The organism is Xenorhabdus budapestensis, from assembly GCF_017743015.1.
In the GTDB taxonomy this organism is placed as follows: Bacteria; Pseudomonadota; Gammaproteobacteria; order Enterobacterales; family Enterobacteriaceae; genus Xenorhabdus; species Xenorhabdus budapestensis.
This window is the reverse complement of sequence record NZ_CP072455.1, coordinates 1,168,624-1,188,307: the sequence shown is the minus strand read 5'-3', so window position 1 is coordinate 1,188,307 and position 19,684 is coordinate 1,168,624. Positions and strand designations below refer to the sequence as shown.

At 44.1% G+C, this 19,684-nt stretch carries 17 protein-coding genes; 15 read left to right on the top strand and 2 right to left on the bottom strand.

The window, feature by feature from the left end:
• Positions 1-4: 4 nt before the first annotated feature.
• Positions 5-1,516, bottom strand: coding sequence for a CoA-acylating methylmalonate-semialdehyde dehydrogenase (locus HGO23_RS05400; protein ID WP_099136039.1), 1,512 nt, complete (start codon positions 1,514-1,516; stop codon positions 5-7).
• A gap of 271 nt (positions 1,517-1,787) precedes the next feature.
• Between HGO23_RS05400 and HGO23_RS05395 the strand changes: the two genes are divergently transcribed.
• Both HGO23_RS05395 and HGO23_RS05390 read left to right on the top strand, forming a co-directional pair.
• On the top strand, positions 1,788-2,621 hold the full coding sequence (locus HGO23_RS05395) for a MurR/RpiR family transcriptional regulator (protein WP_209028208.1): 834 nt from the start codon (positions 1,788-1,790) through the stop codon (positions 2,619-2,621).
• 208 nt (positions 2,622-2,829) lie between these two features.
• Positions 2,830-4,005, top strand: coding sequence for an MFS transporter (locus HGO23_RS05390; RefSeq protein WP_209028207.1), 1,176 nt, complete (start codon positions 2,830-2,832; stop codon positions 4,003-4,005).
• A 335-nt stretch (positions 4,006-4,340) separates the two neighbouring features.
• Here the strand turns inward: HGO23_RS05390 and hpaR are convergent, their stop codons facing one another.
• Complete coding sequence (gene hpaR, locus HGO23_RS05385) at positions 4,341-4,790, bottom strand: homoprotocatechuate degradation operon regulator HpaR (protein WP_099136042.1); 450 nt, start codon at positions 4,788-4,790, stop codon at positions 4,341-4,343.
• A 394-nt stretch (positions 4,791-5,184) separates the two neighbouring features.
• Between hpaR and HGO23_RS05380 the strand changes: the two genes are divergently transcribed.
• The 13 genes from HGO23_RS05380 to dtpB all read left to right on the top strand — a co-directional run bounded on the left by HGO23_RS05380 (position 5,185) and on the right by dtpB (position 19,682).
• Positions 5,185-5,832, top strand: a complete 648-nt coding sequence (locus tag HGO23_RS05380) for a fumarylacetoacetate hydrolase family protein (RefSeq protein WP_209028206.1) — start codon at positions 5,185-5,187, stop codon at positions 5,830-5,832.
• Positions 5,829-6,593 carry a fumarylacetoacetate hydrolase family protein gene (locus HGO23_RS05375; protein WP_209028205.1) on the top strand — a complete coding sequence of 255 codons (765 nt, stop codon included), beginning with the start codon at positions 5,829-5,831 and terminating at the stop codon, positions 6,591-6,593. The genes HGO23_RS05380 and HGO23_RS05375 overlap by 4 nt, the downstream gene beginning before the upstream one ends.
• The gene (gene hpaE / locus HGO23_RS05370; protein ID WP_209028204.1) at positions 6,590-8,056 is read left to right on the top strand and encodes a 5-carboxymethyl-2-hydroxymuconate semialdehyde dehydrogenase; all 1,467 of its coding nucleotides are present in this window, start codon (positions 6,590-6,592) and stop codon (positions 8,054-8,056) included. The genes HGO23_RS05375 and hpaE overlap by 4 nt, the downstream gene beginning before the upstream one ends.
• 106 nt (positions 8,057-8,162) lie before the next feature.
• Complete coding sequence (gene hpaD / locus HGO23_RS05365; protein WP_209028203.1) at positions 8,163-9,038, top strand: 3,4-dihydroxyphenylacetate 2,3-dioxygenase; 876 nt, start codon at positions 8,163-8,165, stop codon at positions 9,036-9,038.
• A gap of 12 nt (positions 9,039-9,050) precedes the next feature.
• Positions 9,051-9,449, top strand: coding sequence for a 5-carboxymethyl-2-hydroxymuconate Delta-isomerase (locus HGO23_RS05360; protein ID WP_099136047.1), 399 nt, complete (start codon positions 9,051-9,053; stop codon positions 9,447-9,449).
• 69 nt (positions 9,450-9,518) lie between these two features.
• A complete protein-coding gene (locus HGO23_RS05355) occupies positions 9,519-10,991 on the top strand; it encodes an NAD-dependent succinate-semialdehyde dehydrogenase (protein ID WP_209028202.1) in 1,473 nt (490 codons plus the stop codon).
• 21 nt (positions 10,992-11,012) lie between these two features.
• Entirely contained in the window at positions 11,013-11,816 is an 804-nt protein-coding gene (gene hpaH / locus HGO23_RS05350; RefSeq protein WP_099136049.1) for a 2-oxo-hept-4-ene-1,7-dioate hydratase, read from the top strand.
• Positions 11,817-11,833: 17 nt separating this feature from the next.
• A complete protein-coding gene (gene hpaI / locus HGO23_RS05345) occupies positions 11,834-12,640 on the top strand; it encodes a 4-hydroxy-2-oxoheptanedioate aldolase (protein ID WP_209028201.1) in 807 nt (268 codons plus the stop codon).
• Positions 12,641-12,881: 241 nt separating this feature from the next.
• Positions 12,882-14,243 carry a 4-hydroxyphenylacetate permease gene (gene hpaX / locus HGO23_RS05340; RefSeq protein ID WP_209028200.1) on the top strand — a complete coding sequence of 454 codons (1,362 nt, stop codon included), beginning with the start codon at positions 12,882-12,884 and terminating at the stop codon, positions 14,241-14,243.
• Between the two features lie 50 nt (positions 14,244-14,293).
• On the top strand, positions 14,294-15,202 hold the full coding sequence (gene hpaA / locus HGO23_RS05335) for a 4-hydroxyphenylacetate catabolism regulatory protein HpaA (RefSeq protein ID WP_209028199.1): 909 nt from the start codon (positions 14,294-14,296) through the stop codon (positions 15,200-15,202).
• A 261-nt stretch (positions 15,203-15,463) separates the two neighbouring features.
• Positions 15,464-17,026 (top strand): 4-hydroxyphenylacetate 3-monooxygenase, oxygenase component, encoded by a 1,563-nt coding sequence (gene hpaB / locus HGO23_RS05330; protein WP_209028198.1) that lies wholly within the window; start codon positions 15,464-15,466, stop codon positions 17,024-17,026.
• Positions 17,027-17,047: 21 nt separating this feature from the next.
• Positions 17,048-17,566, top strand: coding sequence for a 4-hydroxyphenylacetate 3-monooxygenase, reductase component (gene hpaC, locus HGO23_RS05325; RefSeq protein ID WP_209028197.1), 519 nt, complete (start codon positions 17,048-17,050; stop codon positions 17,564-17,566).
• A 649-nt stretch (positions 17,567-18,215) separates the two neighbouring features.
• Positions 18,216-19,682 carry a dipeptide/tripeptide permease DtpB gene (gene dtpB / locus HGO23_RS05320; RefSeq protein WP_209028196.1) on the top strand — a complete coding sequence of 489 codons (1,467 nt, stop codon included), beginning with the start codon at positions 18,216-18,218 and terminating at the stop codon, positions 19,680-19,682.
• The last annotated feature ends 2 nt before the right edge of the window (positions 19,683-19,684 follow it).

The window sequence follows — 19,684 nt, the reverse complement described above, 5'->3', positions numbered from 1 at the left end:
AGGATTACTCCATCGTTGGCATGTTGAAGTTGCCGTCATGGTGCTCCAGACGCACACTGGCTGGCCAGCGACTGGTTACTGTTTTCATTCTGGTATAGAAACGTACACCATCATTGCCATGTACATTCAACGGGCCAAAAATGGAACGCTTCCACCCCCCGAAACTATGGAATGCCATTGGCACAGGAATAGGAATATTGACGCCAACCATGCCAGCCAATACATCTTCACTGAATTGACGAGCAGTTTCCCCATCACGGGTAAAGATAGCAGCCCCATTACCGTATTCATGCTGATTAATCAGTTTCAAGGCTGTTGCATAATCCGGTACGCGAACAATGGATAATACTGGCCCGAATATCTCTTCCTGATAGATTTCCATATCTGGCGTGACATAATCAAACAGGGTCGGCCCAACGAAATAGCCGTTTTCATAACCAGGAACCTGATATTCACGCCCGTCCACCAGCAATTTCGCTCCCTGAGCTATACCACTGTTAATGTAATTACAGATTTTAGCTTTGTGTTGCTCAGAGATGACTGGCCCCATGTCGTTTTCCCTGCCTTCAGTGATCCCAGCACCGACTGCCATTTTGTCAATTTGATTTCGGAGTTTTGCTACTAATTCATCTGCAATTTCATCCCCGATCGCCAAAACAACAGACAATGCCATACAACGCTCTCCTGCTGCGCCAAAGGCTGCCCCGATAATGGCATTTGCAGCCATATCCATATCGGCATCCGGCATAAGAATGCTGTGATTTTTCGCTCCACCCAATGCCTGACAACGCTTACCATGTGCGGATGCCGTGGTATAAACATATTCTGCAATCGGTGTAGAACCAACAAAACTCACCGCCTCAACATGAGGATCGGTCAGCAATACATCTACGGCTTCCTTATCTCCTTGTACAACATTAAATACCCCATCCGGCAAACCGGCCTGCTGCAATAATTTAGCCAGTTCGATTGAGAGAGAAGGATCTTTTTCAGAAGGTTTCAGGACAAAAGTATTTCCCGTCGCTAACGCAATCGGGAACATCCACATAGAGACCATTGCCGGAAAATTAAATGGAGTAATCCCTGCACAAACGCCCAGTGGCTGCATCAGGGAATGACTATCAACTCCTGTACCCACATTGGCAGAATGTTCTCCTTTCTGTAAGTGGGGAATACCACAGGCAAATTCGACAACTTCAAGGCCACGAGTCAATTCCCCCGTAGCATCAGAATAGATTTTTCCATGTTCTTCGGAAATCAGACAAGCCAGCCGATCCTGATTTTCTTCGAGTAGTGACTTAAATTTGAACATGATCCTGGCTCTTTTCAATGGAGGGGTTTTAGACCACTCTTTAAAGGCCTGATGAGCAGATCTAATAGCTGATTTAGTCTCATGGACTGTACTCATGGCAACTTGACGAATTGACTGTCCTGTCGCCGGGTTAGACACGAATGAAATACGATCACTTTGACTACCAATGAGTTGCCCGCCAATAAAATTTTTAATCTGTTCCATTCTGAGCCTCTCTCAATACAATTATAAGGTTAACCATTTAAGATGAGTTGAATCATTATGAATTGAATCACGATGCTACAGATATATGAAATATATATTTCATTTTCAATAAGAATTGAAATACCATTTTATTAATGTGATCAACACGCTATTTTTGTGCAATTACATTCATTAGACAGTGGCAACTTGCGAACATCTTCGCCTGCATTTAACAGGCTTGCCTGACGATGAATAACTTATCAATTTCATTACAATTTCTTAGGGAGGCATTATGTCTGCTGCGTCGAATCTGCATGAACTGCAAGAACAAGTTCGCTCGCGTTATGATGAGTTAAGTAAACGGTTACAACAAGTTGCAAGATATGTTTTGGATAATACCAATAGCGTAGCATTTGATACTGTTGCGGTTATCGCAAAAAAGGCCAATGTTCCACCTTCCACGCTTATTCGCTTTGCCAATGCTTTTGATTTCAGCGGATTCAATGAAATGAAACAACTATTTCGTATGAATCTGGTAGAAGAAACAGCCAGTTATACAGATAGAGCCCGCCTGTTCAAGGCGTTGGACGGCGATAAACAGAAACCGGAAGATCCACAATATATTTTGCAGGAGTTTGCCTATTCTAATGCACAGGCCATTCAGCAACTTGCCGCCCGCATCCCTGTGGAGGATTTAAATAAGGCCGTAGATTTATTGGCAAATGCTCACAATATTTACATTATCGGGCTACGCCGATCTTTCAGCATCGCGTCATACTTTGCTTATGCTCTGAGCCATCTGGAGTGCCGTCCCTTGCTGGTGGATGGCTTGGGCGGAATGTTTCGCGAACAGATGAATATGATTGGCGCTGATGATGTTGTGGTATCTATCAGTTTTACACCGTATGCCGAAGAAACGGTAATGGTCAGTGAAAGAGCAGCACAGGCCGGAGCAAAGCAGATTGTGATTACTGACAGCCAGATCAGCCCACTGGCAAGTTTCAGTGACATTTGCTTTGTGGTGAAGGAGGCAAAAGTTGATGCATTCCGTTCTCAATCAGCCACGTTATGTCTGACGCAATCATTGGCTGTTGCTTTGGCTTACAGGAAAGAAAATGCAGGATAAGTGATTTCTTTCAAGTTGCCACTTTAATTGGTGGCAACTTGAAATATAGTGATTGATGGAACAGAAAATTTTTCAGCTACTTCCAAATTGAATGCTATATGAATATATTGATATATCATTCTTCGCATTCAGAAATAAACACACTCTGTGATAATAATAACAGGTTTTATTACACCCCTATTATTCATTCTCTGATCAGGAGCACTCTATGCCAGCAGCTATTTGGGTTCTAGCTTTAGCAACATTTGGAATCGCCACAACTGAATTTATTATCGCTGGTTTGCTTCCGGAAATTGCCATTGACTTTAGTATATCAATACCCACAGCAGGATATATGGTCACCAGTTATGCACTCGGTGTATTTATTGGGGCACCCGTTTTGATTATTCTGGGTGGGCGCATAGAGAGAAAAAAGATGCTCGCTATGTTAATGGTATTATTCATTATCGGAAATATGCTGACGACTTTATCCCCTACATTTTATCTGGCTATTATTGGTCGTATTGTTGCCTCGCTGACTCACGGCGCTTTTATGGGGATAGGGGCGATTATTGCGGCAGAACTGGTGCCGAAAGATAAAAAGACAACCGCTATTGCATTTATGTTCAGTGGCATGACGCTTGCTAATTTGGTTGGGATACCTCTTGGCACATGGATAGGAAAAGTGGTTTCCTGGCGGGTCACGTTTGCCATCATTACAGTTATCGGCGTTATCGCATTACTTGGAATCTTAAAATTACTGCCTAAATTCAATCAACAAGCCCCTGCCAGTATCAAAAAGGAGTTGTTAGCTTTTTCCAATGTTCACGTCCTGCTGGCTATGGGGATCACTGTTCTGGGGCCTGCTGCTTTCTTTACTTCTATTACTTATATTGCACCATTAATGACCAATGTTGCAGGATTACCTGAAAGTGCAATCACATGGGTCCTTGTAATACTAGGGCTGGGATTCTTTTTTGGCAATATTGTTGGTGGAAAACTGGCAGATAAAGCCATGATGCCATTGCTATATTGGACTCTGGGGTCACAAGCTTTAGTTTTGTTTATGTTCTGGATCTCCGGTGACAATCCATTTATTGCCTGTTTGAGTATATTCCTTATGGCCGCACTTGGTTTTGCCACAGTATCACCAATTCAGCGCCTGGTGATGGATAAAGCCCAGGAAGCCGGTGCACCTAATCTCGTTTCTTCTGTCAATATTGGATTTTTTAATTTGGGTAATGCCATAGGAGCATGGTTAGGCGGGGTCATTATCGCAGCTAATTATAGTTATTCTATCCTCAATTTGACTGGTGGTTTACTAGCTTCTATGGCATTGTTACTGGCCGTCATTTCAGGTTTCCTCGCCCATAAGAAAACGTACACAAGGATATTGAGAAAATAATTTCACAATATGTGATAAAAAATGTTTAAATTAAAATAAATATCATAAATAAAAAAGTTTGGAATATCACTCGTGTATTATTTTTGCTCCGACATATTCAACTCCAATATTGAATATGAGTTATTCCGTATAGCATATAGATAGGAAAGCTTTGGCATAAATATATTTTATGAACCATAAATAAAATCAATAAGTTCTAACAATTAGTTCAATTTACCAAATAACAGAGAAACCACCGGAATAAACTGCTCAGAAAATCACGGCCAGTTTATTCCGGTGCTCTTTCTCTTATCATTAAAGTATCAATTAATTAATATATTAATACACATCTATCGCTACTGTTCTTCATTTTCATCTATATCGTCCTGAGAACGATTTCCGATAGAAATAAACTCATCCAATAATCCTAAAAGTTGAGCTAATTTTTCTGGAGAGAAAGCAGCTTCAATTGCCTCATAACCTTCATCAACTTTTCCTTTTGCTTCTTCATACAGTTCCTGACCCGCCGGAGTCAGAGAAACGTATAATTTTCGTTGATCATTCATAGGTTTTAAACGAAAGATCAGACCATCACGCTCCATGCGAGTCAGAATACCCGTCAAGCTAGGACGTAAGATACAGGTGAGATTGGCCAAATCATGAAAATCAATCGAACGACTACTCGCAAGTACACGAATAATGCGCCATTGCTGCTCAGTTAGATTATAACTCTTCAATATCGGACGGAAAAAACTCATCGCGGTTTCCCGAGCTTGAAGCAATGCTATTGTCAAGGATTCATGCATAATTAAAGGTGACTCTTAAAGTTAACCACGGGTAATTCTCTATAAGTTGAACGCGCACGCTACCGATTATAGACAACATTAACGGCAAAGAGACTAACATGCTCATAACTATCCACAAAGGGAAAAGAATTCAATATTAACAAATAAATAAAATTATTTTGCCATAGAAAGTTAACAAAGAGTTAAATGAAATACCAAATGACCTGGTAGATAATATAATGGCTTGATCTTTATGTGTTAAAAACAATCATAGACAGGATGTTGTTACAGAGATCACAATTAAAATTAACAATTAGCTTAACATATTGAACATCATCAGAACTTGATTTATTAATACATTAATAACTGTTCTTGCGACACGTCTTTACGTCGCTCAGCTTTTAAGGAGTTGTTAATGAAAGGCACCGTTTTTGCCGTCGCTCTCAACCACAATAGCCAGCTTGATTTTTGGCGCAAGGCATTTCACGAAGCACCTTATAACACACCACCTCAAACTCCAATTTGGTTTATCAAACCGCACAATACCGTTATTGCTTCCGGTGATATCATTCCTCATCCTATTGGAGAAACTGTACAAAGTGGCGCAACGTTGGCGCTGTTTATCGGCACAGACAAGGCAGGCAAACCCGCCCGCAGAGTTTCCGTTAAAGACGCTGAGCAATACATTGCCGGTTATGCACTGGCAAATGAAGTCAGCTTGCCAGAAACGTCATTTTATCGTCCCGCCATAAAAGCTAAATGCCGGGATGGCTTTTGCCCAATCGGCCAGATGATCAGTACAAGAAACGTGGATTCACTTGAGATCACAACCGAAATCAACGGTCAGGAAGTTGACCGTTGGTCAACAAAAGATCTGGTACGCTCTTCGTCAGAACTTTTGTCCGCATTAAGTGATTTTGCCACCTTAAAAGAAGGTGATGTCATTCTGCTGGGAACCCCACACCAGCGCGTTACTCTCCATCCCAATGATACCGTCACGATCAACGCTGATGGCTTCCCAGCTTTACAAAACTCAGTTGTATTGGCAGGAGGTCAAGCATGAGACACGCCAGAGTTCATTATCAAGGCCAGGATCTTCATGTCACTGTTGATGAACAGGAAAATGTGTTGCTCCCCGATGGTAGCAAAGTCAGCAAACTTGATGTTTTGTGGCTTCCCCCCGCCAATGGAACACTATTCGCATTAGGTCTAAATTACGCCGATCATGCAACCGAGCTGGAATTTAAACCGCCAGAAGAGCCTCTGGTATTTATCAAGGCAGCCAATAGCTTCACAGGCCATCGTCAGGTTTCTGTCCGCCCTGACAATGTGGAATATATGCATTATGAGGCAGAGTTAGTTGTCGTGATTGGTAAACCTGCTCATCAGGTTTCCAGAGCAGATGCGATGGATTACGTTGCAGGCTATACCCTCTGTAACGATTACGCTATCCGGGATTATCTGGAAAATTATTATCGCCCTAATCTGCGCGTAAAAAGTCGCGATACATTAACGCCAATCGGCCCGTGGATTGTTGACAAAAATGAGATCGCCGATCCTCATAACCTAACCTTGAGCACTTGGGTCAATGGTGAGCTACGCCAGCGTGGAACAACCGCAGATTTGATCTTCGATATTCCCTTCCTGCTCGCCTACTTAAGTGACTTTATGACGTTACAACCAGGGGACATGATTGCTACAGGCACCCCTAAAGGGCTATCCGATGTCGTTCCCGGTGATGAAGTCATTGTGGAAATCGAAGGCATCGGACGTTTGGTAAATCATATTGTCAGCCAGCAAGAATATGAGGAAAGTTTGTCATGACCACCATTAACCACTGGATCAACGGCAAGAACATTAGCAGCAAAACTTATTTTGAAACGACAAATCCTGCAACCGGAGAGGTGTTGGCAGAAGTTGCTTCAGGAGGAAAAGAGGAGATTGATCAGGCAGTTGCCGCCGCCAAAGAAGCCTTTCCCAAATGGGCAAATACTCCAATGAAAGAACGCGCACGCCTGATGCGCCGTTTAGGTGAGTTAATCGATCAGAATGTTCCTGATATTGCCGCAATGGAAACCAAGGATACTGGTCTGCCAATCCACCAAACACAAAATGTACTTATCCCACGCGCTTCCCATAATTTTGATTTCTTTGCTGAAATCTGTCAGCAGATGAACGGGCGAACTTATCCCGTTGATGACAAGATGCTCAATTATACATTGCTCCAACCTGTGGGCGTTTGTGCACTGATTTCCCCGTGGAATGTGCCTTTTATGACCGCTACATGGAAAGTTGCTCCTTGTCTGGCGCTGGGAAACACCGCAGTTTTGAAAATGTCCGAACTTTCGCCACTCACAGCCGACCGATTAGGCGAACTGGCTCTGGAAGCGGGTATTCCAGCAGGAGTGCTGAATGTGGTACAGGGCTACGGTAATACGGCAGGGGATGCTCTGGTAAAACATCATGATGTTCGTGCTGTCTCTTTTACTGGCGGAACAGCGACTGGCCGCCTGATTATGCAAAATTCAGGGCTGAAAAAATATTCGATGGAGCTGGGCGGAAAATCTCCGGTGCTGATCTTTGAAGATGCCGATATTGAACGTGCATTAGATGCTGCTCTATTCACGATTTTTTCGCTTAATGGTGAACGTTGCACCGCAGGTTCCCGTATTTTTATTCAGGAAAGTATCTATCCTGAATTTGTTAAGCGCTTTGCTGAACGCGCCAATCGGCTGCGTATCGGTGATCCGCAGGATCTGAATACACAAGTCGGCAGCCTGATTAGTCAACAACATTGGGAAAAGGTTTCCGGTTATATCCGCCTTGGCATTGAAGAAGGGGCAACCCTGCTGGCAGGCGGCCCGGATAAACCCACCGATCTGCCTGAACACCTGAAAAATGGTCATTTCCTGCGTCCGACTGTATTAGCAGATGTAGATAACCGGATGCGTATAGCGCAAGAAGAGATCTTCGGTCCTGTTGCTTGCTTGCTGCCATTCAAGAGCGAAGAAGACGGGCTGCGCATGGCCAATGACGTGGAATACGGTTTGGCATCTTATATCTGGACACAGGATGTGAGCAAAGTCCTGCGATTGGCCCATGGTATTGAAGCTGGCATGGTATTCGTCAATTGTCAGAACGTACGCGATCTGCGCCAGCCATTTGGTGGCGTGAAAGCCTCAGGTGTAGGACGCGAAGGTGGCGAATACAGTTTTGAAGTTTTTGCTGAAGTAAAAAATGTTTGTATTTCAATGGGAAATCATTCGATTCCTCGCTGGGGGCTTTGATTCAGAATTGGAAGCTTTAACCCGGACTGAGGTTTTTGACACGGGAAAAGTGTAATCAATTCCAGCGTTAACCACGTTTCACCATCCTGATATTAAGTGAGGATTTATGGGCAAGTTAGCGTTAGCAGCAAAAATTACACATGTACCTTCTATGTACTTGTCCGAATTACCGGGCAAACATCACGGTTGCAGACAGAGTGCCATTGACGGGCATAAAGAGATCAGCCGACGTTGCCGAGAGTTAGATGTTGATACCATCATTGTGTTCGATACCCATTGGCTGGTAAACAGCGCCTATCATATTAACTGTGCAGAGCATTTCTCCGGTATTTATACCAGTAACGAATTGCCGCATTTTATTCGTGATATGAGTTACGAGTATGACGGCAATCCCGAACTGGGACGAATTATTGCAGAAGAAGCCTGTAAGATGGGTGTTCGCGCGCAATCACATGAAATCCCAAGTCTGAAACTGGAATATGGCACATTAGTTCCAATGCGCTATATGAATAGTGACCGCCATTTCAAAGTGATTTCGATTTCTGCCTTTTGCACCGTTCATGCTTTTGCAGACAGCCGTAAATTAGGAGCGGCTATTTTACGAGCGATTGAAAAATATGATGGTACAGTTGCAGTTTTGGCAAGTGGCTCGCTGTCTCACAGTTTCATTGATGATCAACGTGCTGAAGAAGGAATGAACAGTTATACCCGTGAGTTTGATGAACAAATGGATCGCCGGGTCGTGGAACTCTGGAAGGAAGGCAAGTTCAAAGAATTCTGCAAAATGCTGCCTGAATATGCCCACTACTGCCACGGTGAAGGCAATATGCATGATACCGTAATGTTACTTGGGCTGCTTGGTTGGGATAAATACGACGGTAACGTCGAGTTTCTTACCGAATTATTTGCCAGCTCAGGGACAGGACAAGTGAATGCCGTTTTCCCGTTACCAGATTCTGTTCATCAGACAACTACCGTCTGACAGGAGTTAACCATGCCACATTTTTACGCTGAATGTACCGAAAATATTCGCAAAGAAGCCAACTTACCGGAACTGTTTGCCAAAGTGAATCAGGCGCTTGCAGATTCAGGCATTTTCCCTCTGGGTGGTATCCGCAGCCGGGCGATTTGGTTGGATACATGGCAGATGGCGGATGGCAAACAGGACTATGCCTTTGTTCACATGACACTGAAAATCGGTGCAGGACGCAGCTTTGAAGATCGCCAGAAAGTCGGGGAGATGCTTTTTTCGCTCATCAAAATCCATTTTGCTGATTTAATGGCACAGCGTTATCTTGGCCTCTCTTTCACAATAGAAGAACTTGATCCGATACTGAATTATAAATCCAATAACGTTCATAAGTTGTTTAAGGCAAGCGATCAGACATTATGAACAGCGTAATTTAAGGTTATTTAATTCAGAAAAACCAAGTTCACCTTTTTGTTAAATGGAGAGAGAACCATGACAAACCATTTCGATACTTTAATACTTGATACCTTATTACTGCGCCAGCAGGCTTATATTAACGGGCAATGGGTTGATGCGGATAATCAGGCAACCTTTACAGTTACCAACCCTGCCAATGGTGACATCATCGCCAATGTCAGTGACATGGGAGCAACAGAAACTCATCGCGCTATTAAGGCGGCTAAAAATGCGCTTCCTGCATGGCGAGCTTTAACAGCTAAACAGCGTAGTCAGATACTCAGGCAGTGGTTCAATCTGATTATGGATAACCAGAAAATTCTGGCCGAGTTGTTGAGTATGGAGCAAGGAAAAACTCATGCAGAAGCGATGGGAGAAATAGCCTATGGAGCCAGTTTTATCGAATGGTTTGCAGAAGAAGGTAAGCGGATTTATGGGGAGACTATCCCCTCCCCGATGCCAGGACGTCGTCTTTCTACCATCAAACAACCTATCGGGGTCGTCGCGGCTATCACGCCGTGGAATTTCCCTAATGCCATGATCACCCGTAAAGCCGGCCCGGCACTGGCAGCAGGTTGTACTATTGTATTGAAACCTGCCGCAGAAACTCCACTTTCTGCACTGGCACTGGCTGCATTGGCAGAGCAAGCGGGAGTTCCGGCTGGTGTTTTTAACATTGTCACGGGGATGGATGCCAAAGCCATTGGCGAAGTTCTGACTTCTAGCCCTATCGTGCGCAAACTCTCTTTCACTGGCTCAACTCGCGTAGGTAAGTTACTGATGGCGCAAAGTGCCGATACGGTGAAAAAACTCTCTCTTGAATTAGGTGGCAATGCACCTTTCATCGTCTTTGATGATGCCGATTTGGATGCTGCGGTAGAAGGTGCCATGACTACAAAATTCCGTAATAGCGGGCAGACCTGTATCTGTGCCAACCGGATTTTAGTGCAGGAAAATATTTATGAGGCATTTGCTGAACGTCTGACTCAGGCGGTTAAACAACTACGGGTCGGGCCAGCTAATGACAGCACATCACAACAAGGGCCTCTGATTAATCAGGCGGCGGTAGATAAAGTACAAGCTCATGTTAGTGATGCAGTTTCCCGTGGTGCACGGCTCCTTACTGGTGGTGAATCACACAAACTGGGTGGACTGTTCTTCGAACCAACCGTGCTGGCTGATGTTGACGAAACAATGCTAATCACTCATGAAGAAACATTCGGCCCTTTGGCCGCCCTATTCAAATTCCGTAATGAAGAAGAAGCTATCCGCCTTGCCAATAATACGGAATTTGGCCTGGCCGCTTACTTTTACTCCCGCGATCTTGGCAGGATTTACCGGGTGGCTGAAGCTCTGGAAAGCGGCATGGTCGGTATTAACGAAGGTTTTATTTCTAACGAAGTTGTGCCATTCGGAGGCATAAAACAGTCTGGCTTGGGACGTGAAGGTTCACGTTACGGTATAGAAGACTATCTGGAAGTGAAATACCTCTGTTTCGGAGGGTTATAAACCAAAGGAGCTTAACATACTATGCTACAACAAGAAGTCGTATCACAGGTTGCGCGCCGTTTACACCAGGCAGAAAAAGACCGTAAACAGATCCGCCAAATCTCATTGGATTATCCGGAAATAACCATTGAAGATGCGTATGCCATTCAACGTGAATGGGTCGGTATGAAAATCGCAGAAGGTCGGGTGTTGAAGGGGCATAAAATCGGTCTGACTTCCAAAGCCATGCAGGCTAGTTCTCAAATTGATGAACCGGATTATGGCTCATTGCTGGATGATATGTTTTTTCAGGCAAGCAGCGATATTCCCTGCGAACGTTTTATTGTGCCGCGTATTGAGGTCGAACTGGCATTTGTGCTGGCAAAACCGCTGTACGGCCCAAACTGTACGTTGTTTGATGTTTACAATGCGACAGATTACGTTATTCCGACATTAGAACTGATCGATGCACGCTGTCATAACATTGATCCTGAAACCCAGCGTCCGCGCAAAGTGCTGGATACGATTTCTGATAATGCAGCCAATGGTGGTGTCATTATGGGTGGGCGCCCCATCAAACCCAATGAATTAGATTTGCGATGGGTCAGCGCCCTACTCTATCGTAATGGTATCGTTGAGGAATCAGGTGTTGCTGCGGCGGTTCTTGATCATCCTGCCAATGGAGTCGCATGGCTGGCTAATAAATTAGCTTCGCATGGTGTTCAACTTGAAGCTGGTCAGATCATTCTTAGCGGCTCTTTCACCCGTCCCGTCCCTGCCCGTAAGGGCGATACATTTCATGTAGATTACGGCGTATTGGGTTCAGTCAGCTGCCACTTTGTTTAAGAATTTAGGGTGTACTTATGGATCAGCTAACAAATAGATTTAAACAAGCCCTGCAATCGGGGCAACCACAAATTGGTTTATGGCTTGGGCTTTGCAGTTCATACAGCGCCGAAATTCTGGCGAATGCAGGTTTTGATTGGTTACTGATTGATGGAGAACACGCCCCTAATGATATTCCTTCAATTCTGAGCCAGCTACAAGCAATAGCTCCTTATCCAAGCCAGCCCATTGTCCGTCCACCGTGGAACGATCCCGTCATTATCAAACAATTACTGGATATCGGTACTCAAACATTGCTGGTGCCAATGATTCAGGATGCTGAGCAAGCACGCGAAGCAGTACGGGCAACCCGCTATCCTCCTGAAGGCATTCGTGGTGTAGGCAGTGCGCTGGCAAGAGCTTCACGCTGGAATCGCATTCCCAATTATCTGGCTCGTGCCAATGAAGAAATGTGTGTCTTGGTTCAGGTGGAAACTCGTGAAGCTTTGAATAATTTAGCAGAGATCCTGGCAGTCGATGGTGTCGATGGCGTATTTATCGGCCCGGCCGATCTCAGTGCAGATATGGGATATCCTGGCAATCCTCAACATCCTGACGTTAAGGCAGCGATTGAACAGACTATTACCCAAATCACAGCCACAGGCAAAGCTGCGGGAATTCTGATGACCAATATTGAAGCTGCGGAGCATTATCTGAAGCTTGGGGTGCAGTTTATTGCTGTCGGTGTCGATATCACACTGCTGACAGGAGCAGTCAGTTCATTAGCGGCCCGCTTTGGCAAGAAACAGGAAAATATCACCCCACCTGCAAACAGTATTTATTAAATTCTGGTATTGAATTCTGGGTACTTCTGCCGAGCCAGAATTGTGTTTGCTATACCCAAATGTTTTCTATACTCAATAAATTTCAATATGCAGGGTATATCGGGCAGATGCCAATCGCAGCATCTGCCATCGCAGTTGTCGTTCCTTCTATTTCTAGAAAAACAGAGTGTTCATAACAAGTTAAATATCCATAATAAAGCTCGATTCATAAAAATAACTAATTATAAAAAAGGTAACAACAATGAGCAGTTCACCTCAAGCCATACAAAAATCCGATAATCCGGCTTACCCACATAAACAACTCACTGCCCAACAACAAAACGTTATCAATAAATTGTTTCGCCGCCTGATCCTGTTTTTATTTGTCCTGTTTATATTTTCCTTTCTGGATCGCATTAATATTGGCTTTGCCGGTTTAACGATGGGAAAAGATCTTGGCCTCACATCTACCATGTTCGGGCTGGCTGCTACACTGTTTTACGTTACTTACGTGGCTTTCGGTATTCCCAGCAATATCATACTGAGTATTGTAGGAGCCAGACGCTGGATTGCCACAATTATGGTTCTGTGGGGTATTGCCTCTACTGCTACGATGTTTGCCACCGGCTCCACCAGTTTGTATATCCTGCGTATGCTGGTAGGTATTGCGGAAGCTGGCTTCCTGCCGGGTATACTGGTCTATCTGACCTATTGGTTCCCAGCCTATTATCGTGCCCGCGCTAATGCCCTGTTTATGATCGCAATGCCTGTCACTATGGCGTTTGGATCACTGGCTTCCGGTTATATTCTGGAAATGGATGGAATTTGGGATCTGCGTGGCTGGCAGTGGCTATTTTTTCTGGAAGGATTTCCCTCTGTTTTACTCGGCATTGTTGTCTGGTTTTATCTGGATGATTCACCGGAAAAGGCCAACTGGCTGACAAACGAGGATAAAAAATGCCTTCAGGAGATGATAGAGAACGATAGAATTTTTTGGGCTCAGGCTGACAACCCACAAACAAAAACCAGCCTGTGGCGTGAAGTTTTTACCCCGATTGTCCTGATGTACACCTTCGCTTATTTCTGCCTGACCAATACCCTGAGCGCCATTAATATCTGGACGCCACAAATTATGCAGAGTTTTAATCAGGAAAGCAGCCATGTTGTTATTGGCCTGCTAACGGCTATTCCGCAGTTCTGTACCATTTTGGGTATGATTTATTGGAGTCGCCGTTCCGATCGCCTGCAAGAACGTAAAATGCACACGGTACTTCCCTATCTGTTTGCCGCCTTCGGTTGGCTCCTGACTTCACTGACAAACAACAGTCTGGTGCAGCTTTTGGGGATCATCATGGCATCAACCGGCTCCTTTACTGCCATGGCGGTATTCTGGACAACCCCTGATCAATCCATCAGCCTGCGTGCACGTGCTATCGGGATTGCCGTGATCAATGCCACCGGAAATGTAGGTTCTGCTGTTAGTCCATTGTTGATCGGATGGCTGAAAGATCAGACGGGTAGTTTTGACCTTGGTCTCTATTTTGTAGCTGGGTTACTCATTATCGGCGCACTGATGGTCTTGCTGATCCCAATGAAAAAGTCAAAACTACAGGCAATATCATAGCCCCGATCAACCATACTCCTAATTACAAATCTCAATAAGGGAAGAAATTGATGTCAGACACTCATATGAGCAAAACCACCATTGCTAATATTGATATCAGCAAAGATTATGATGAAACACAGGGATCAGATGATGTGCACTATCAAACTTTTGGACGCATGGCCGCTTTTTTTGGTCGTGATATGCAGGCGCATCGCCATGACGGTTTTTTTCAGCTTCATTATCTGGTAACAGGCCGGATAGAATTACAATTAGATGATCTTCGCTACTCCGTACAGGCTCCTCTGTTTATCCTGACTCCTCCTTCCGTTCCTCACGCATTTTTTACGCAAGAAGATACCGACGGTTATGTCCTGACAGTACGCCAGGAGTTGATTACACCCCTGCTTAATTCTCTCTACCCTCTCCATCGGGAGTTTATCGATATTCCCGCTATTTGCCTTTCTATCGTGGATAAACCTGATGAATTGGAGACATTCAACCACTATTGGGCACTGATCGGGCGTGAGTCTGCCAACCAATTTGCTGGCCGCGAGCAATCATTGGCCTTTTTAGCGCAATCACTGTTTACCTTCCTGTTACGCAGCATCCCCCTTGATGATCACCATTCCGGTGGAGTCAGAGGAGAATTAAAACTATTCCAGCGTTTTAACCAATTGATTGATCAACATTACCGTGAACATCTTACTGTACCGGAATACGCCCAAAAACTGGGCGTCACTGAGTCACGTCTGAAAGATATGTGTCGTCGGTTTGCCAACCGACCACCAAAAAGATTAATATTTGACCGGCTATTACGGGAAGCTAAACGGTTATTGTTGTTCAGTGACAGTCCTGTATTTGACGTGACATATCAACTCGGTTTCAAAGACCCGGCTTATTTTGCCCGATTTTTTAATCGGTTGGTGGGATGCTCTCCGAGCGTTTGGCGGGAAAAGAATGTACAGCCACCTCAATAATTGCCCCATCCTCAGTGCTCATGCAACAGAATATCACGTTGGCAACTGTGCAAAAAATTATTATCAAAACATAAAGTCGATCACATTTACGCAACAAATTATCCGATTTTACCGAAAAGTACCAGCGGATCTTCTGAAAGTCTCTTCAAGTTTTTCCTCTCAATCGCTTCAATCAACCCTATAAAGAAACATAAAATTAACACTTAACCTCCTATTAGGATAACAAATCAAAACAGGAGGTTTCGGAATGATGAGGTAGCCATGAGACCAGAAGATTTGCGAGCCGATCATAAACGCCCATTAACCAGCAAAGAGTACCTGAATTCCCTTCAGGATGGACGGGAAATTTATATCTATGGTGAACGAGTTAAGGATGTCACTACACATCCCGCTTTTCGCAATGCGGCAACCTCTATCGGTCAACTGTATGATGCCCTGCATGCCCCAGAAACCCATGATGTACTCTGTTGGGATACGGATACTGGCAGTGGCGGTTATACCCATAAGTTCTTCCGTTTCGCGACCAGCCCCGATGATATCCGCCAACAACGCGATGCCATTGCTGAATGGTCACGCCAGAGTTATGGCTGGATGGGCCGTACTCCTGACTATAAAGCGGCATTTTGCTGTGCGTTAGGTGCTTATCCTGAATTTTACGGACAATTCGCCGATAACGCCCGTATATGGTATAAGCGCATTCAGGAAAACGCGCTCTATTTCAACCATGCGATAGTTAATCCCCCGATTGATCGTCACAAACCTGCTGATCAGGTTAAAGATGTTTTTATCCAAATAGAAAAAGAGACAGATGCAGGCATTATTGTCAGTGGTGCCAAAGTAGTCGCAACTAATTCGGCATTGACTCACTATAATTTTATCGGTTTTGGCTCAGCACAAGTCATCGGCGATAACCCTGATTTTGCCTTGATGTTCGTCGCTCCGATGGATTCTGAAGGCGTTAAATTAATTTCCCGGGCTTCCTATGAATTAGTGGCGGGAGCCACAGGTTCACCTTTCGATTATCCCCTTTCCAGCCGGTTTGATGAAAATGACGCCATTCTGATAATGGATAAAGTATTAATTCCATGGGAAAACGTGTTAATTTATCGCGATTTTGATCGTGCTCGTAATTGGGCTGTCCAGAGTGGATTTGCCCGCCTGTTTCCAATACAGGCTTGTGTACGACTGGCGGTAAAACTGGACTTTATCACCGGATTGCTGCAAAAGAGTCTTGAATGTACTGGAGTGGTGGATTTTCGTGGTGTTCAGGCAGATCTTGGTGAAGTCGTGGCATGGCGCAATCTGTTCTGGTCTCTGACCGATGCAATGTGGGCAGAAGCCAAACCGTGGGAAGGTAATGCCTACCTGCCGGATACACAAGCAATACAAACTTACCGTATTATGGCACCGATGGCTTATACGAAAATTAAGAACATCATTGAAAGTAATGTCACTAGCGGATTAATTTATTTACCATCCAGCGTGCGGGATATGAACAATCCTGAAATCAATAAGTACCTGGAAAAATATGTACGTGGCTCCAATGGTATTGATCATGTGGAGCGAATTAAGATTTTGAAATTAATGTGGGATGCTATCGGTAGTGAATTCGGCGGACGTCATGAATTGTACGAAATCAATTATGCCGGCAGTCAGGATGAAATTCGCCTGCAATGTCTGCGCCATGCGTATGGTTCCGGCAATATGAAGAAAATGACGGAGTTGGTGGATCGCTGTCTCTCTGACTACGATGTGAATGGCTGGACAAAACCCCATTTACATAATAACCACGATATTAATTTATTAGATAAGCTGCTGAAATAAATCAGTAGCAGGAGGCTTATTATGTCTTTAAAAAATGAGCATCGCTTGCGTTTCAGGGATGCGATGGCAAGCCTTTCCGCTGCGGTGAATATCATCACTACGGATGGCCCAGCAGGGCGCTGCGGTATAACAGCAACGGCGGTCTGCTCTGTGACAGATACGCCTCCGACTCTGATGGTGTGTATGAATCGCAACAGCACCATGAACCCGGTATTTCAGGGAAACGGCCGGCTGTGTGTCAATATCCTGAATCATGAACAAGAATTAATGGCCCGCCATTTTGCTGGCATGACCGAATCCAGTATGGAAGAGCGCTTTAGTTGGGATATCTGGCAAACAGGGATACTGGAGCAACCCATGTTGAGAGGAACACTCGCCAATCTGGAAGGAAGTATTGAACAAGTACAGGAAATTGGTACTCATAATGTTTATCTGGTGGAAATAAAACAGATTATTGTTCGTGAAGAGGGACATGGATTAATTTATTTTAAGCGTAGTTTTCATCAGGTGATGAATAAGACTTTGGCTACCGCTGTTTAAGAATATCAGCTTATACTCCTTGTCATACTTCAAGTTGCAGCTTTGTTGGCTGTAACTTGAAATCCATTAGGATACAGTTATTTATCTCGAATTTAATTTTGAAATAATATCCCGCTAGTTAAGCCTCCGCTGCATTGATTAAAAAACCATCTTATTCCAATATTGAAAATCAGCCGGTAACTTGATTTATTATTTAATAAATATGAAAGATTATATAAAATTATATGATCTTTATGTAGATTTCATCCCTGTAAAAATATTAATCACATAACAAAAATTTAATATATTGATATTTATGATCTCATTTATTAATACCAATTTTTAGGTAGTCATTCTTCGATAAAAAACAAACAAAAAAGATTAAACAGTCATCAAATTGATTCATTTGCGAACATTTAAACCATTCATGCACGATTCTTGTTATTAATTTAGTGAATATTTTGCCAAATCTGGTATTAATTTTTACATTAGTGTGATCAACTACTGAGAAGATATTGTACTAGTATATTAACCTCCTGCGCTTCCGGTCACTCTGAATAAATAAACAAAATCACAACCCGTGCAATACATTATGTTATCCATATGTTAACAGCAGTATGAACTCTGGATGTATTGTCCACCGGTATGACAACTAACAGAGGCAGTTACTATGAATAAAACCGTTCCAATCGGTTTATGGGATCAACCGAAACCCTTTTTCATGATCTTTTTTGTGGAATTATGGGAAAGATTTGGCTACTACGGCGTTCAAAGCATTCTTGCTGTTTACTTTGTTAAACAACTTGGCTTTTCAGAAGCACAATCATTTATCACCTTCGGTGCGTTTACTGCACTGGTTTACGGCCTGATTTCCATCGGCGGTTATGTTGGTGACCATTTATTGGGAACAAAGCGAACTATCGTTCTGGGTGCCATTGTACTGGCAATAGGCTATTTCATGATTGGTCTTTCCATCATGGAACCTGAGCTGATTTTTTATGCTCTGGGAACCGTGGCTGTTGGTAATGGCCTTTTCAAAGCCAACCCCGCCAGCTTGCTGGCAAAATGTTACCAGCCCCAAGATCCACGCCTGGATGGTGCATTTACGTTATTCTATATGTCTATCAATCTTGGCTCTCTATTTTCTCTTGCTCTTGCCCCTGTCATTGCCGACAAATATGGCTACGCCGTCACTTATAATATCTGTGGTATTGGCCTGATTATCGCCTTGCTGGTTTATGTCGCCTGCCGCCGCATGGTAGATAACATCGGCTCTGAACCAGATCATACCCCTCTGAACTATGTAACTCTGTTTTTCGTTTTGCTTGGTACAGTGGCTATGATTGGGGTCTGTGCATGGTTATTGCACAATATCGACATTGCCAATATTGCCCTCATGGCGATTTCAGCTGTTGTTGTAATGATTTTCTTCTGGCAGGCATTCAAACAGGACAGGATCGGCCGCAATAAGATGTTAGTGGCATTTATTTTGATGCTTCAGGCGATTGTGTTCTACATCCTGTATAACCAGATGCCGACTTCCCTCAATTTCTTCGCTATCAACAACGTCCACCCCCAGATCCTCGGCTTTAATGTTAACCCCATCAGTTTCCAGGCACTGAATCCATTCTGGATCATTGTGGTCAGTCCTATCCTGGCTGTGGTTTACACCCGCTTGGGTGCGAAGGGAAAAGACTTTTCCATGCCAACAAAGTTTACCTTCGGCATGTTCCTATGTTCTCTCGGCTTCATGACAGCAGCCGCTTCGGGTTTATTTGCCGATGAACAAGGCATGACTTCCCCATGGTTTATTGTGCTGGTTTACCTGTTCCAGAGCGTCGGGGAATTGATGATCAGTGCACTGGGGCTGGCAATGGTAGCAACGTTTGTTCCTAGCTACCTGACAGGGTTTATTCTGGGCATGTGGTTCTTATCTCAGGCAGCAGCATCAGTATTAGGAAGTTATGTTGCAACATTCACCGCTGCACCAGAAGGCGTGACCGACCCTCTGCAAACTCTGCCACTTTATACAGGTGTATTTGGAAAAATAGGCATTGCCACTCTTATTGTTGCCGTGATTATGGCTTTCATGGTGCCGTGGCTGAACCGCATTATGAAGGATGGAGCGAAAGCATAACC

Coding starts and splice junctions, on each gene's coding strand:
- hpaD (WP_209028203.1), top strand. CDS start 8,163: ATGGGCAAGTTAGCGTTAGCAGCAAAAATTACACATGTACCTTCTATG.
- hpaB (WP_209028198.1), top strand. CDS start 15,464: ATGAGACCAGAAGATTTGCGAGCCGATCATAAACGCCCATTAACCAGC.
- HGO23_RS05360 (WP_099136047.1), top strand. CDS start 9,051: ATGCCACATTTTTACGCTGAATGTACCGAAAATATTCGCAAAGAAGCC.
- HGO23_RS05355 (WP_209028202.1), top strand. CDS start 9,519: ATGACAAACCATTTCGATACTTTAATACTTGATACCTTATTACTGCGC.
- hpaC (WP_209028197.1), top strand. CDS start 17,048: ATGTCTTTAAAAAATGAGCATCGCTTGCGTTTCAGGGATGCGATGGCA.
- HGO23_RS05400 (WP_099136039.1), bottom strand. CDS start 1,516: ATGGAACAGATTAAAAATTTTATTGGCGGGCAACTCATTGGTAGTCAA.
- HGO23_RS05375 (WP_209028205.1), top strand. CDS start 5,829: ATGAGACACGCCAGAGTTCATTATCAAGGCCAGGATCTTCATGTCACT.
- HGO23_RS05395 (WP_209028208.1), top strand. CDS start 1,788: ATGTCTGCTGCGTCGAATCTGCATGAACTGCAAGAACAAGTTCGCTCG.
- hpaA (WP_209028199.1), top strand. CDS start 14,294: ATGTCAGACACTCATATGAGCAAAACCACCATTGCTAATATTGATATC.
- hpaI (WP_209028201.1), top strand. CDS start 11,834: ATGGATCAGCTAACAAATAGATTTAAACAAGCCCTGCAATCGGGGCAA.
- HGO23_RS05390 (WP_209028207.1), top strand. CDS start 2,830: ATGCCAGCAGCTATTTGGGTTCTAGCTTTAGCAACATTTGGAATCGCC.
- hpaR (WP_099136042.1), bottom strand. CDS start 4,790: ATGCATGAATCCTTGACAATAGCATTGCTTCAAGCTCGGGAAACCGCG.
- hpaE (WP_209028204.1), top strand. CDS start 6,590: ATGACCACCATTAACCACTGGATCAACGGCAAGAACATTAGCAGCAAA.
- hpaX (WP_209028200.1), top strand. CDS start 12,882: ATGAGCAGTTCACCTCAAGCCATACAAAAATCCGATAATCCGGCTTAC.
- hpaH (WP_099136049.1), top strand. CDS start 11,013: ATGCTACAACAAGAAGTCGTATCACAGGTTGCGCGCCGTTTACACCAG.
- dtpB (WP_209028196.1), top strand. CDS start 18,216: ATGAATAAAACCGTTCCAATCGGTTTATGGGATCAACCGAAACCCTTT.
- HGO23_RS05380 (WP_209028206.1), top strand. CDS start 5,185: ATGAAAGGCACCGTTTTTGCCGTCGCTCTCAACCACAATAGCCAGCTT.